General features: G+C 60.1%; 8 protein-coding genes and 1 pseudogene. All 9 read right to left on the bottom strand.

Annotated elements, in window-relative coordinates; translation table 11 throughout:
• Positions 1-2: 2 nt before the first annotated feature.
• The 9 genes and pseudogenes from PSH84_RS08315 to PSH84_RS08340 all read right to left on the bottom strand — a co-directional run bounded on the left by PSH84_RS08315 (position 3) and on the right by PSH84_RS08340 (position 14404).
• Entirely contained in the window at positions 3-1040 is a 1038-nt protein-coding gene (locus tag PSH84_RS08315) for an RHS repeat-associated core domain-containing protein (protein ID WP_305482573.1), read from the bottom strand.
• On the bottom strand, positions 1030-1284 hold the full coding sequence (locus PSH84_RS08320; protein ID WP_305482575.1) for a hypothetical protein: 255 nt from the start codon (positions 1282-1284) through the stop codon (positions 1030-1032). Before PSH84_RS08320 ends, PSH84_RS08315 begins: the two co-directional genes overlap by 11 nt.
• Positions 1262-2812 (bottom strand): RHS repeat domain-containing protein, encoded by a 1551-nt coding sequence (locus PSH84_RS08325; protein ID WP_305482577.1) that lies wholly within the window; start codon positions 2810-2812, stop codon positions 1262-1264. The genes PSH84_RS08320 and PSH84_RS08325 overlap by 23 nt, the downstream gene beginning before the upstream one ends.
• Entirely contained in the window at positions 2809-7296 is a 4488-nt protein-coding gene (locus PSH84_RS08330) for a SpvB/TcaC N-terminal domain-containing protein (protein WP_305482578.1), read from the bottom strand. Before PSH84_RS08330 ends, PSH84_RS08325 begins: the two co-directional genes overlap by 4 nt.
• The gene (locus PSH84_RS28950; RefSeq protein WP_439800555.1) at positions 7293-7625 is read right to left on the bottom strand and encodes a Tc toxin subunit A-related protein; all 333 of its coding nucleotides are present in this window, start codon (positions 7623-7625) and stop codon (positions 7293-7295) included. The genes PSH84_RS08330 and PSH84_RS28950 overlap by 4 nt, the downstream gene beginning before the upstream one ends.
• Positions 7600-10845 (bottom strand): Tc toxin subunit A-related protein, encoded by a 3246-nt coding sequence (locus PSH84_RS08335; protein ID WP_439800556.1) that lies wholly within the window; start codon positions 10843-10845, stop codon positions 7600-7602. The genes PSH84_RS28950 and PSH84_RS08335 overlap by 26 nt, the downstream gene beginning before the upstream one ends.
• Positions 10739-11143, bottom strand: a complete 405-nt coding sequence (locus PSH84_RS28955) for a neuraminidase-like domain-containing protein (RefSeq protein WP_439800564.1) — start codon at positions 11141-11143, stop codon at positions 10739-10741. The genes PSH84_RS08335 and PSH84_RS28955 overlap by 107 nt, the downstream gene beginning before the upstream one ends.
• Positions 11144-11273: 130 nt before the next feature.
• Positions 11274-11831: pseudogene (locus tag PSH84_RS28960) on the bottom strand (neuraminidase-like domain-containing protein); the annotation flags it as partial.
• A 35-nt stretch (positions 11832-11866) separates the two neighbouring features.
• Positions 11867-14404, bottom strand: coding sequence for a Tc toxin subunit A (locus tag PSH84_RS08340; protein ID WP_305482579.1), 2538 nt, complete (start codon positions 14402-14404; stop codon positions 11867-11869).
• Between the last annotated feature and the right edge of the window lie 373 nt (positions 14405-14777).

Here is a 14777-nt window from a genome sequence, read left to right on the forward strand (position 1 = left end):
GGTCAAGACGTACTACCAGAACGCAGAGCTCGATTTATTTCCGAGATGTGACGGTTGTACGACCCATAGTCTCGAGGGTTGCGACCAGTCGGGATGTTGACTTCTTCGGGGATAATGCCGCTGCAGTTGAAGCAGGCGATGAAAGGCTCCGGTTGGTCCACGCCGGCCAGTTTTTCAGTGAACAGATGCGTATCCGACAGCACCCTTTCAGCTTGACCCGGATAAAGCGCCACGATTGAGTTGAGTAGGCGGACTTCGCCATGAGCCCCAGGTCCTCCGGCATGCACGGGAATGATGCTGTTGGATTTCTCGATGTGCGTGGCGATGAGGTGCTGGGTGGGTTGCTGGAGTTCGTACAGGGTCTCGACCGTCCTGCTCAGCGTCGGTTCGAGCTTCAACACATCAGGATCTATGTCGAGTTGATGGGTCTCACTGGCTTTCGTAGCGCTGTATCGTTCGGCCAGGTCGGCCAGGTATTCAGCGGTATTGCCGATTTTGTAGCTGCCGAAAGTCAGGTAGAACCTCTCGCTTTTGGCGGAGCCGTCATAATTCTTGTCCACGCCGCGGTAATTCTTCGGACCGGATTTGGGGCCAGTGAGATTGTAGTACTCGTTGAGGCCCACATCGTTGTCCCCCTTGCGATCCAGGACTACACCATAGGAGTGAACGACCAGTCCCTTGCGTTGGGTTTTGCTGAAGTTGGGGCTGGCGCCGGGCTCGGAAGGGGCTTCTCGATGAGCCCTGGCACGTCTGTTGGCCGGTTCTTTCGCAGGCTCCTGCAGCATCGCCTGGGAACGGGCGTGGCCATCAGCGCTCATCCATTGGATGACATCGTCCTTCACCCAGCCCTGGTGGTCGACGAACCTGAGGGGGTTGTTCCCCACCATGCCATACAGGTTCAACCCATCGATCGTTCCCGCCGGGTCGGGGCTGATCCAGCGCTGCAACCACGGTGCGTAATAGCGCTGCCCGTAATAATACAAGCCGCTGGCATCACGTTCCTTGCCGGAGTAGCGAAGGGTTCGGTAGTCAGCCTCCACGACCGAACGCGACCGCCCACGCGGTGGCCCCATAAGGCAGGTAGCTTTCCTGGCTGATCAGGTCGCCCTGATCGTCCAGTTCCAGTGCGCTTGAGCCCAGGTGGTCGCTGAAGCTGTAGCGCAATGGATTGGCCGCGATGGCGGACGGTCGGCCTTGCGTCCAGTGCAGATAACGTACAGTGCAGCGCCCCGCTTGCAGGGTAATGACTTCCAGGCGTTCGTTATCTCGCGGTGCGAATTTCAAGGCCTGGCAGATAGCGGACCTCCCGAGTGTGCACCCGCGTTGCGCCCTGAGTGGTCTGGAGCTTGCGCACGCGTTGGCCGCTGCTGTCGTAGCGATAGCGCTCGATGTCATCGGACGCGTTTTCACGCCGTACCAACACCACGCTGTCGAGCTGATTACGCAGGTTCCAGGTCAGCGCCTGGCCCGGGGCTAGCGCCTGCTGGTTGCCGTTGGCATCGAAGTCCACTGTTTGGTCGGGCGTCGAGTGGCCTTTGTTCCAGGCGCGCAAGCGATTGCTCACGGCGGCCACGTCCAATGTCCGGGTGTAGTGATTGCCGTCGCGACGATGACGCAGTTCGATCAGGTTGCCGCCAGCATCGTATTCGTAGTGTTCGGTGAAATTGAACAACTGGCCGGGGTCGATGGGTAGTTTGCCGAGGGCTGGAAGGTCCGGGGGGCTGGTCAATCCGGCAGCCTCGCGGCCCGTCGCGCTGATCAATTGATAAAGGCTGTCGTAGGTGAATGTGCTGGACGCTTCGACCCGTTGGTTGCTGCCGAACTGCACCGGTTGGGCCTTGTCCTCAATGTGCGTCACGTTACCCACCGGGTCGCAGGTGTAGTGCAGATCCTGCAAGGTCTTGGCCGACCGCGATGTGCGCAGGGCGGTCAATCTACCGTTGGCCGGATCGTACACGGCGCGACTGACGACACCGTTGCCGGCCGTCTGGGACTCGATCTGGCCGGACGCGTTGTAGACGAGATCGCTCACGATGACTTTTTCGGTCGCCGTGTTTCTTATCTGCAGGCCCATGGACTTGAGCTGACCTGCGACATCGAACGAGTAGCGCTGCTGGTGCTGGGCGGCATCGGTCTGCTGGATAAGCTCGGCGAGGGCATCGTAGCGCCAGCTCGTGGTGTAGCCGTCGCCCGGTTCCAGCAAGCGGTCGCGGTCTTTCTCTTGCGCTGGCCAGTCGGGTCGTTCGGTGGCGGCCAGCAGATGCCGGGTCTGGCTCAGAGGCTTGGCGCAAAGCCCATAGTCATGGACCAGCAGAGTGCCGGCGCTGTCGTCGTGGCGGATCAGCGCGCCGCACCGGTTGTGCACTGCGGATTCCGGCGAACTGTCGCCGTAGTGCAGGCATTCGACCCTGCGTGGCACGTCGCCTGCCCCTTGCTCATGGACGGCGGTCATGCGCAGTTGCGTGTCGTAGGTGGTCCGCCAATAGGTGCCTCGCTGATCCCAGCAGTGCAATACCTGACCGGCATCGCCAGGCAGGTACAGGCGCCAGCCGGCATCGATGCTGTCGAGCAACAGCGTCTTGCCGGACAAACTGTAGACCGTCTGTAGGTTCGCCCCGCCCGTCGCCTTGGCGAACAGCCGAGGGTCGCGCTGCGCCACTTGTCGTCCCGCCACATCGTAGTCTTGCTGGGCAATGCGCGCCTGGACGGGTTCCTGGGCGTCGCGCCGGTAGTAAGCGATTTGCCGCACGGGCAGGCCTCGGCCGTCGACGGCGTTGATCGAGGGGGTCTTGTGATGAAGGCGTGGGTTCATGCGCCACCTCCGGCCGTGGCGGCGTGTTCGGACATGACTTCTTGCAGCGTGTCATTTTCGTCCTCGTCCACGCTGTACCAGGGATGGCGGGTGTGGCGACGCATGTAGCAGAGGCCGGCTTGCCGGGCCAGACGCGTGAGGGTGGGGCGCCCGAGGGCGTCGTAGAACTGCCGGTCGTAATGGCCGAATTGCCGCAAGGACACATCGTTGATACGGCGATGCTGATCGGCGAAATAAGGACGGTAGATGCGCACCGCCAAACCCTTGCTGTTGTATTCCACCCGTTCGCTGACCCGCCAGCGCCTTGCGGCGACCTGCTCCTTGGGCGCTCCATCCGTCAACGTCAGATCACCCTTTGCATCGACGACGTAAGCCAGGCCCGGTTCGACGAGTTGCTTGCTTTGCAGAGTTCGCCCGAAGCCATCGAAGCAGGTGACGGCGATGCGGATTTGTTTTTGGTCGTCATCGGGGTCGCGGTCGGCGACCAGTGTGGCGATGTGCACGGGCTCACGCGGCGCGGCCTCGAGTTCGTTCTTCAGCTTGAGGTCATCGGCCGAGAGTGTCTGAAGCTCCGCTAGCCGGACTCGAGCCGACGCGCAGATATGCCCGGTGGGGAGCAGGTCGCCATTGCTCACGCAGCGCGCCAGCCAGTCGGTGTCCGCCAGGGCTGCCTTCGATACGCAACCCATCCAGCTGAAGGGCGCGTAATAAAGCGCCGTGGCCGCGTCCTGCAACGCGTCCCGGCTTTGGCTGATGGCCGCTGTCGGGCTGTTGAATGCTGGCTGTTTGAACTGCGCGAGCGGTTTGAAACCCCTGCGCGTATGTTGCTCGTCGCCATAAAAAGAGGTGGCCAATACTTGGCCAAAAGCATCGAACAGGCCTTCCTGCACATTGCCGTTGGGGTCGGTGATGCGTCGGGGCTGGAGCGAGCGGTAATCGTAGGTCGCCGCGGTGGCACAGCCATCAGGCTGTTGGAACCGGGTGATCACACAGTGATGAAGGTCGTGGCTGATCTCGATTACGCCGTGGCTTTCGCTCGGTTGTAGGGTGCGAATTTTGTAGAACCCGTCCCGTGGGGCATAAGTGGCGAAGCCGCTTTTGACGGACCAGAGTCGTACGGGGCGGCTGCTCTCGGGAAGAAAATCGGCCATGCGGTGATAGTGATTGCGTTCGAGCATTTTTCCCTTGGGGCGCGTTTCCTGGGGCAGCAGCCGGAAGGCCTTGAGGGCGGTTTCGTCCAGCTCGGCGGTTTCCAGATGGTCGGTCAGGGCCTGGAAGTCTGCGACGCCATCCGCCAGGGTGGCTGCGCTCGAAGCGCCTTTGTAGCGTTGCACGGTCAGGCCGGTGAGCACGCTCTGGTCCGTCCAGGTCGTTTGCTCCGCACGTTCGCTGAGGGTTTCGCACGTTATCTCTTGCGGCGCCAGCCCGTCGGCTTCGGGAGCCTTGGGGCAGCGCAACGCCTGGGTGCGCTGGCGATAAGGCAGGCCCAATCGCCACCCTTGGGGCGTTTGCAGGTGGATGAACTCGGCCCGGGTTTCGTTCAGGTAATAAAACTGCTGCGCCGGATCATGTGCATCGCGCCACCATCGTTGTGAGTCAACGTCGCTGAACGGTGGCGTATCGTCGGCGGTTTTCCTGCGGGCGTAATGGATGTCCAGGCGGTGAACGAGGGCGCCGTACAGGTCGTGTTGCAGGTTCAAGGTGTGCTGGCACTGCGGGTCATCGGCGGTGCCTTCGTATTGATACGTGATGGACTCCAGCGGCAGCGGTAGCATCCGGGCGTAGGACTGATTACCGTCGGACACTTGCAGCAGGCGTACGCGATAGCGGTGTTCCTGGACCGAGTACAGGGTCCGGGTTTTCCGGCGCCTATCGACCCCGAATGTCTCGCTTCGCAGCACCTGCCCACTCAACGCGCGGGCCATTTCAATGTGGGTGGCTGCGGTTGGCACGGACACGGGGATGTCGCGCCCGGTCTCCTCTTGGTATTGGCAAAGCAGTGCCTTGCCCAGCGCCACGGCTTGCGGGTCGTCGTGGTTGTAGCCGATACGGGGCATGTCCACCGTTTGCCCGGTGTGAAACCAGGTCTTCTTCAGGCTAGGCATCGTGAAACCCTGGGAATCGGCATCGTCGGGGGTGGTTTCATTGTCGGTTTCCAGCAACAGGCCGAAGCCGCGAAACTCGCGCTCGGCACCGTCGTAGTAGCCTTGGCGATAGGCAAACTTGCGGGTTAATCGATTGCCGGTGATGTCATCCACCCGGGTCTGGTTCGAAACCAGATGCAGCGCCATGGGGACATGACAGATCGCAGGCGTGCCAGCCTTGTTATGGGCGGCTTTTTCATCCAGCCATTCCTGCGCCGAGCTGCGGTAGCGGATGGTTTCGCTGGCGCCCATGTTGTTGTGGGTGCCGGTGAGCAGATACGGTTTCGCCTCGACGAAATCGTAGCGCCAGTGTTGCGGTGTGATGTGCGGCACGCTCAGGATCAGGCTGGAGCAGCCGAGCCCTTGCAGGTCGGCGACGCTCACCTGGCATAAATTGTCGTAACGCAGCCCGGGGGGCCAGGGCAGGGCGATCGCGGGGCGAAAACGCTGGCCGCAACGGTTCATGAAGATCAGTGCCTGGTCGGCTTGCAGATAGATCAGATCGACGGCGCCGGAGCCATCCAGATCCGCCAGGCGGATGCGCGAGGCATCGAAGGTTTCGTAGGCCAGCCCGGGAAAGTCCAACACGATGCCCTTGCCAAACCGCCCGTGGCCCAGGTTTGGCCAGCACCGCACTTCGTTGTGACGAATGCGCACCAAGTGTTGCTGGCCGCTGCCCAGCACATCGCTGAACGCCACCAGTTCGCCGGGCTTGGCGCTGAACACCGCCAGGGTATCTTCATGCTCGTCGCGGGCGACTTGCAGTGGGGTGGCAAAACCGTGCTCTCGCTGGTTGATATACAGGCGAACGCTGCGCGGGCCGATCAATACCAGGTCAGTAAGCCCTTCTCCCGACAGGTCGGCCAATTGCCCGTGTGGGCTGAAAAATTCTGCCGGAAACGCGTTGAATGTGGCGAAATCCGACCAGCTTCGATCGGCGCCAAGGGAGAAAAAACCGCTCAGCCCCGGTTGGGCCACGAGCCAGTCCAAGCGGCCGTCTCCGGTGAGGTCGCTCAATGACTGGCGCACCGGTTTTGTAAGGTCGGCAACCGGGATGGCGGGCAGTGTTCGCCACGGCGCGTAAGCCACGTTGTCGCCTTTGGCCTTGGCCCGCACGGGTTCGCGATAATGCCAACCCCCGTCACCTTGATAGAGCACGCCCGGCAGGCCCTCACCGTACAAGTCCACCAGTTGATAACGTTGACCATCGTCGAGCCCCGGCATGTCTGCAAAACGTTGCCAGGCGTGGGGCTCCAACCGGAGTTTGAATTCGCTGTAGCTGAATTCGATGGGCGGCCGGCTATCGACGGTAGCCGAGTCGCCAAAAGCTTGATCATGGGCGGCGCTCAGTTGGTGATAACCCAGGGATGCCTGGCGATAATCGAGCAACAGGCGGCGCACCAGGACGGGGGCTGCTCCCAGTTCCTCGGGAAAACGGTGAAACATCAGGACCTGGCGGCACAGGCGTTCGGTGCGCAGTTCAAAACCGTAGGCGAAGCTGGAAAAACCATCGCTGCGGGTTGCCCACTGCTGACCTTCGTACGGCGGTTTCTGTTCGTAGGCCGTTGTCCGTTCGCCATAGTCGAAGACCAATTCGAAGTGCCATTGCACAGAGGCGAGCCGGTCTGTTTTCCATGAGTACAAGTGCGGATCGGCCTTGAAATTGCCATAGCTCACTTGGCTCAAATAGCGCTGGGCCGTTGTGTCGGCCTTGTACTGGTAGAGGATGTGTTCGCCGTAAGCGTTCAGGCTTTCTTCCAGCAGCCATTCGCCGACACGGTTTTTGTCCAGAGGATCAGCTCGGCGGGAGGCGGGGTTCTTTCCGAACAGGTGCAGGCTGCCATCGGCACCGTGCACCAGCCAGAAGCCCGGTTTGTCGTCGGGAGGGGACCAATGTTCGATGCGGTCGAAGCTGCTTTCGATTCGAGGAAAATACCGCGTGACGTTGTAGGTCGTTTCCAGGTCCAGATCGTTGTATTGATCGATGCGGGTTGCGGCGATGACGCCTTGCCGATCACGCTCGGGCAACCAGACCACCCCGCTGGGACCGATGATTTCGTCAGCCTCGGTATAGGCCGGCACGCCCTTGCTGGTGCGGCGCGCCACGCTGGGCAGCGACAACCCCCAACCGATGCCGAACACACCGTTGCCGAGGGAGTTGGCATAGTTCAGGGACAAGGGCGGAGCAAAGCCGCGCCCCGGTGAAATCGGCAGGGCAATTTCGTAGGACGCCGTACCGTGGGCACCGATGGCGGCCCAGCCTTTGCCGATACTTTGAATGGCGCCACCGCCCTTGGTTAATGACGGCGCGGTGACGGGCAAGAGCGGTTGCTCGGTCATTGCGCACCTCCGCCGACCCTGGCCGTATAGCTCACATGGACGATGACGTCGGTCAGTGAGTCAAGCAGGTCTTTTTGTGCTTCGGGGTTCGGGAAGGTCAGTTGCCACTTGGAAATGGCGCCGGTGTATTCGAACGGCAGGTAGCGGTCATCGTTGAAATTCAGCGTGAACAGGCCGTTGTCGTCGACGCCCGTCGACAGAGCAATCTGCTGGTTGGCGCGTCGGCTCTCCAAGGTTCTGCCACCGTCACCGGGCGAGAGAAATACCTTGCTGGCGGTCTGGGTCAGTGTGGCTCGAATGTTTTCATAAGGGCCGATGACCGCCGGCAAAGATACGCTGATGGTCTTGATCCGTCGCAGGTAGTGCTGCTGATCCTTTATAGTCGTCTTCGAACAATTGCTGGGTCAGTTCGAATTCGTAGGTGCCTTTCTTCAAGTCGGCGTGGATGTGCGGCCACTCTTTGTTGATGCTGGTCGGGATTTGGCGCTTGAGCTCACGCAGCGACACTGTTTTGCGTATCTCCAGCTCCCGCTCGTGGCGCCGCAGGTATTCGGCGTGCATCTTCAACAGGTTCATCTTCAGCAGCTCGCCGGCGCCCAGCCCACGATAGGTCGCATGCCAGGCGCCGGGTTGGATGAAGCGCGTGTCGAAGTTGGCGACTTCATACTGCCAACAGGCTTCGGCCGCCAGGCACAGCGCCAGTGTGGCGTCGTAGGCCTGGCGATAGAGCGCGGCAAATTGGCTGTTCAGCCATTGGTACAGCTGTGCCTTGGTGAAGCGCTTGCTGAGAAAGTCGTAATTGGCCTTGGCTTGGCTCAGGGTGGATTCGGCCAGGCGCAGTTGCAGGCGAGTGGCGGTTTCCTGTTCGGTGAACTGCGCCAGCTGTGCGTCGATCTGGGCCAGTTCGAGTTGTGCCTGATCCCATGCGTGATGCCATTCGTCCCGGCGGCGATCGAATGCGGCCTGACGGTCCAGTTGGGCCGCTACCGTGCGGCTTATGATCGCGGCGCTATGGGCGGCCGCAGAGGCTGCGAGCGCCGGCCCCTCCCAACGGCTGCCGCCTATGCAGAACCCCGCAACGTTCGGAGCCATCATCAGCCCCGCTGCCGCGACTTGAAAGGCCATTGCTCCGGCCTCCGCGGTGCCGCTGGCCACGTATAAATAACTGACCTCTGTTTCGGCATGACTAAGATCATCGTCCAGCAGTTTTTTGTAATGGGTGATGCGGTTTTGAACAGTGGCCTGGCTGGCCAGCAGCGCCTGGCGGTTCTGACGGTCGATGTTCAAGGCCTGACGTTGCAGGTCCAGCGCGATTTTCGCCAGGTCCCAGGCTTGCTGTTGTTGCAGCTCCTGCAACTGCGCCTGTTCCTTGCGCTCGATCAGTGACAGCAACGTGGCACCGAACTGAATGATGCTTTCGACGGCGTTCTGAGCCTGGCTGTGCATGACGGTGAAGCGATAGTGGGGGATTTGAACCGCCGACAAGTGGGCCGTGGCGCCGGCCGGGGTGTTCGGGACACTGGCGCTGGTCAAGGCGCGAGGGTCCAGCGGCGCAGCGAAGACAGGCAAATGCAGCGGCTTTCCGGCGATATCGAGGTTATGCCGCAGGTTGTGCAGGCGACTTTCGACGACGTCCCAGCACTTGAGCAATTGCGGATTGAACGGCACGCGCAGATACGGGTTATCGATTGCCGTCAGGGCCGCTTGCGATCGGCCTTCCTGCGCAAGCGACGGCGAGCTGACGGTGGGCAGGGGCAGCCGGTTTTCAAAGCGGCGCAGGTCGTCATTGTTGGTGGTGCTCACGCCGTGAAGGCTGACAGCCGTCCAGTGATCGGCCGGTTGAACGACCGGGCGTGGCCCTAGCAAGTCCAGGGTCCGGACGTACCAAAGCTTGGCTTCGCTGAGGCTGTCAGGCGTCAGCGCGCGGTACGCGGCGTCGCCTCGGTTGGTCAGGATGTCGAGGTACAGGAAGTACAGCGCCTTGCGAAAGTGCACGGGATGACTGCGGGCAATCTGATGGGGGTCATGGGGCGCCTGGTGGGAATACGACAGCGTGTCACCGTCGAGCAGCGGGACGCTTCGCCAGCATTCGGCTTTCCTGCGGCCCGGGTCGAAGACATAGCGCAGCCAGTGTTCTGCTTCCTCGTAGCGCTGCTCGGCGTTCAAGCGATGGGCGACCAGCCAGGGCACGTAGAGAAACAGTTCGGTGAAGTAACGGCCGTAGGGGCCATGAAAGTCCATCCGGTTGCTTGGATCACCGGGCAGGGCAGGTTCCGGCAGGTGTTGAGTGGTCCAGTCAAACAATTCATCCAGGCTGTTTTCGGTGCGCCGGATCAGTTCGGCGGCGAATACGGTGTTCAGCCTGATGGGTTGGCGTTCTTGGCTTTTGCCGTCGCTGTGCTTGATGGTGGAATGGGCGAAGTCGATGAATTGGGTCGTGCCCAGGTTGGGGGTCGGTGCGGCGGTGATCTTCGGTGGTTGGAGGACCGTAGGTGCCAGGCTCAGTTTGATCGCTTTGAGCGCGAAGGAAATTGTTTGATACGGTCTGTCAGGGTTGACCAGCGCGACGCCATACAACAAAGCCTCGCCGTCCTCATTGTCTTCAACCCGCAAGAGGTACTCATAGCGACTGGGCAACTGTTTTACCAAGGAAGACTCGGCTACAGCCTCCAGTTTGTCATAGGTTAACGAGTTGTCTTCTATTGCGGCGGGTTGGCGAAAAATTACATATTTTCGATAGAGCAATGCTTCTTTGTAGAAAAAGGCAGTCCGGGACCCGCTGCGTTGGAAAGGGGTCTGAAGCGCCAAAGTAACCTTTCCACGAGAGGTGCTGGAGTCGCGCTCATTGTAGGTGTTGATCAAGTGGCGTACTGCCGCCACTGAGATCAGTTTTCCAGCCAGACTTGCCGTGGCTGACGTCGTGAAACCAGGTGAATCCTGACTGTCCCGGATCACGTTGTTCAGGTTATCGATGGAGTACTGGAAAACTAGACCGGCGGGATCTGCGACATCCAGATAGAAAATTTCGGACTCGTCGCGCAGTTTTAGATAGGAAGAGGAGGGCAGGGTTTCGTCGAGCGGTGGCAGAACCAGCTTAAGTCGACCTGAAAACGAGATGCGAATTTCACTCACGGCAGGGGGGAGAAACGTATCGTCGGCATGAACGACTAGCGTGTGTGGCGAGTCGATGGGTTTGAGAACAGTCCCAGCCAGATAATCATCGAAATTCGAAAGTGTATTGATGATCTTTTTGGGGCGTGGAATTGGAGAACCCTCAATTTCCTGGAACGCCAATCTGCTTTGAAAACGCTGGGTGTAAGGTTCGATGAGCGTCGTATCAAGGAGAGCGTGTTCCAGTTCTTTTGGTTTTTCGTCTTCCGCCTGTTTGATCGTCGTTGAACGGTCAGGCTCATGGGAAAGATTTTTGTCGATGTAGGTTGTTCTAATAAAACTGAAGGCACTGGCCGGCGCGGACGCCGAGCCGGCTCTGGGCTTTCGTGCACATAAGGCCAGATACAGTGAGTCTTGCGAGCCCTTGCGGTGCTGCATCGCAACGGAACCTATCAACGGCCTGATCGCCTCCAGGCTCTGGCTGGCAAGCGTTTTTGTCCTCGCAATACCCTTGCAGGCCCACTCGTGGCGTACTCCACATGCCATCCTGTTTTTTGAAGCAATAGCTCAAGCGCAGTAGCGGATGATTCACACGGGGTGCCATGGCGTCGGCCTTCGAAGGCGCGCTGGAGGCCGACTGATCCTGATGGATGCATTCTGCCCAGACAACGAACAGGCGATTGTTGAACCAGACGGGACGAATCGAGTGTTCGACCGCGCTTTCGGGGATGGGCACATCGGCTTTTTCCCAGTCCGACCCAGGCGTATGGATCCGGCTGATCCTGCTTGGAGGGGGGCGGTAAGGTACTGTCCAGCGGACGTTGCGCCATGTTCAGCGAGCGCCAGAAGTAAGTGTTTTCGGTGCGGGATTTAGCGATGAGGTAGTAGGTGCTGTTGGCAAAGTCCTCGCCATCGATATAGCCGTTGAGAATCGTCAGGTTGGCCACTTCTTCGAATCGGGCCAGGTAGGCCAGGACCGCCGATTGCACCGCGTCGGGTTGAATCCGGTTCTGGGAGAGGGTGTTTTCCAGTTGCTGGAAGTTATCGCTGCTGTTGGCCCTCAGCACCGGGTCCAGGTAAGTCGCGGGGAAATAAAGCAGCTTTTGGTGGGCGGCCCAGGTGGGGTACTGATGCATTTCGTTGCGCCACGTCTGCCGGTGTTCGGCGGTGAAATCCTCCGGGTCGTAGCCGGGCTCCAGGTTCATCAGGATACGGTTGATGTATTGCTGCAGACTGGCAATCGCACAGGCGACCGGTGTGGTGGGCACATCCTGGCTGACCAGCACATCGAGCAGCCAGTACTCATAGAGGTCATGGGCGTTCTTGAGGGGCGTGGCATTGGCGGGGGCGACGTCGTTCAAGTAGAGCGCCAACAGTGCGTCGCGCAGGCGTTCATCGAGCTGCTTTTTTATGGCATCGGTCATGTATTCAATCCTTGAATTTGAAATGGGGGCAGCCGTCAATGGCAGGCGGCGATCAGCGCTTCACCGACTATTTTCCAAGCCGATGCAGAGCTGGCGGTTTCCAGTTTGATCGCCTTGATCAGCAGGTTTGCCGACAGTCCCGTTTGCTGGCAGCACGCCTGACAGCGCATGATCCAATCCACTGCTTCCATTGAGTCTGCGCGTCTTGTGTCCAGTGACGCCGTCAGGGAACTCACCTCTTCGACGCTCCAATTCAACAGCTTGGCCAGCAGGCCATTGGTTGCTTTTTCCGACTGTTCCTGGTTGGCCACCTGCAGGTAATGCAACAGGTTGTCTTCCGACTGGGCCTGATGACGGGCGCAATGACTGAAGCATTCGAGCAGATACAGTGTGTGGGGCGTCAGGGTGGCGGATAGGCGCGGGGCCAGCCATGTCGGGTTTTCCATCAGGACCTTCAGCGTGCTGCTGCTCAGGTGCAAGCGCTGGCAAGCCTCGGCCGTGCGCAGCACCGTCGCCAGCAACGGGGGCATTGCACCCGGGGCGTGCTGGATGGCCGTGACGATCGCCCTTGCGTCGGTACCGGCCATTTGTAATACGCCAGGGACGTATTCGGCTGGCAGGTCCGCCATGTCATGCAGCAGGAGCTCCACCTGATGCGGATGATCTTGGGAGGCGTTGGTGTCTGCCTGGAATTTCGCCAAGCGTTTTTCCAGGTTTTGATTCAGCGGCCAGTCATTGTTGCTGACGTTGAACAGGCGACACCATTGCAACACGTCCCGATTGTTTTGCCTGAGCCAGTCAACGGCCCAATCCATGGCCATCAGGACATCAAGAATGTCCGACTCTGTGGAGTCGACGGTTTTCAGCTCCCCTTTCACCAATGCCTTGCAGAAATCCTCCCCGCCGAGTAACCGGGCCAACTCGGTGCATTCAAGAGGGGAGAGCCCGAACATCCGGGCGATACGGGCCTGGCGATACAGGGCCGAAACCGTGGGCAAATCATATTCCTGTGATGAGTATCGACTGGCCTGTTCCACCAGCAGCAACAGCGAATCTGGCGCAACGGGAAGGCCAAGGCCGGCGCTGAGGTAACTGAAGGTCTGCTCGTCCCTGGCGGTCAGGCTCCGCTTGGGGGCGTCCCACACAGGGCTTTTGAGCAGTTGGGTGCGATTGAACACCTGATCGAATAGCGACACCCGATCTGCGCAAGCGTGGGTGGGCATGTCGTGCAGGAACGCAGCGAATTCTTCAGCGGCGATGCCATGGCGCCGGTTCAGGTACCGATAGACGCCCAGCGTGCGCAAGGTGTTGGCGCTAAGCGTTTCGACCCTTTCCGAGCGTTGGGCATTGAAGATCAACGTGTCCAGTTCGGCAACGGGAATACCGGTCCAGCGATGCAGGCGGATCATGCGTTGCAAACGGTCGAAACGTTCAGGAGAGTTGTTGGTGAAGACCCTCTGCTGCGCTTGGGTCTCGATCGCCAGGGCAGGGATAGCCCCGCCGCCATTGATGTAGCTGGCGCCGTAATGTGTCCGGGTGGAAAGGGGGCTGTTGATTGACGTTCGCGGCCTGCATTTGCCTTGCGCCAGTAGCTCCTCTACCTGTTCCGTCGTGAGCCCGGTGCGCTCCTTGAAGAACTCAAGCTCATCCAAGCGTAGGAGGTTCTCAGTGCCGTAGTTTGTTTTCAGTGTGCTGAGGTTGGCCTGCGAGGCGGTCGGTGCGATGAGCAGCGCCTGTTGTGCGGGGCTCAACCCGGACAGCAGTTTTTGCGCTTCTGCAGAATTGACGACTACTCCCCCGTAAAGATCCCGGTCCTTTGAAAAAGGCAGGTTCAGGCTAACCCGATAATTCAGTTCGCCCAGCGTCGGCTTGCCCGTGCCCAGCCCGAGGACACATTGGTGATGGTGCAGGTCGTAGGGCAGCGAGAAAGGGTAGTGTGCGCTGGCGAGTATCTGGTGAACGCTCCTGTTATCGCCGGTTTCGGCCAGGTGCGACTCGATATTATTGCGCAGGGTGTCGTTGATGATGTCGAGCATCGGACGGGTCAGGAAGGCACTCTGTCGATCGAGCATCAGTGCCTTGAGGTCCGGGCGCCGTTGCGCCAAGGTGATTCTACCGGCGTGGGACGACCGGTTTTCCAGCTCCCCGGCAAACAGATACAACGCCCGCAGATACGCCACGGGCGAGTCGATTGCCGCGATATCACCCTCGTTGCAGAACTGCTCCCAATTTTCTTCGAACAGCGCCTGATAGCCGGTGGGCTCTGGCGTTGAGCCTATCGCCAGGCTGCGCTTGCTGCGTGGCTTGTTGGCGCCGGACGATACGCGATGCTCCTGATACAGGCGGCTGATTTGCCGGGCATGGCTCAAAGCGTTGTCGTAGGCCTGCTCACCGTCCGCGTCGGTATGCCTGGCGAGTGCCTGGGTGAACTGCGCCTTGCTCATGCGCGCGATGTCGAATACCGACGTCACGCCCATGCGTTGCAGGGCGGTTTTCAGATCGGCTTTTGTGGCGTCCTTACCGTCTGAGGAGCCAACGAGCCTGTGCAGCAGCGAGTCGTTGCTTACGTCCATGTGTTGCCATCTCCTGTGCGAACGGAATGTGCTTGTTCAAGCGAAAACCGTACAGGAGCGGGCAAAGAAAGGCGGTAGGACAGGGGGAGGGGGATTTGTACGAAAGAGCGATTCGTGGGTGGCGTCGATGCAAATCCTGTGGGAGCGGGCTTGCTCGCGAAGGCGTCGGATCAGCCAGCATTGAAGTTGACTGACCCACCGCCTTCGCGAGCAAGCTCGCTCCCACAGTGGTTGTGCCTGGCGCGGAGTTGCAGGACACAGCAGACCCAGGGTGTGAGCGAGCTTGCTCGCGATAGCGGTGGGTCTGCTGGCATCGATGTTGGATGGGCTGCCGCCTTCGCGAGCAAGCCCGCTCCCACAGTGGTTTGTGCCT

This window comes from Pseudomonas beijingensis (assembly GCF_030687295.1).
Taxonomy (GTDB): domain Bacteria; phylum Pseudomonadota; class Gammaproteobacteria; order Pseudomonadales; family Pseudomonadaceae; genus Aquipseudomonas; species Aquipseudomonas beijingensis.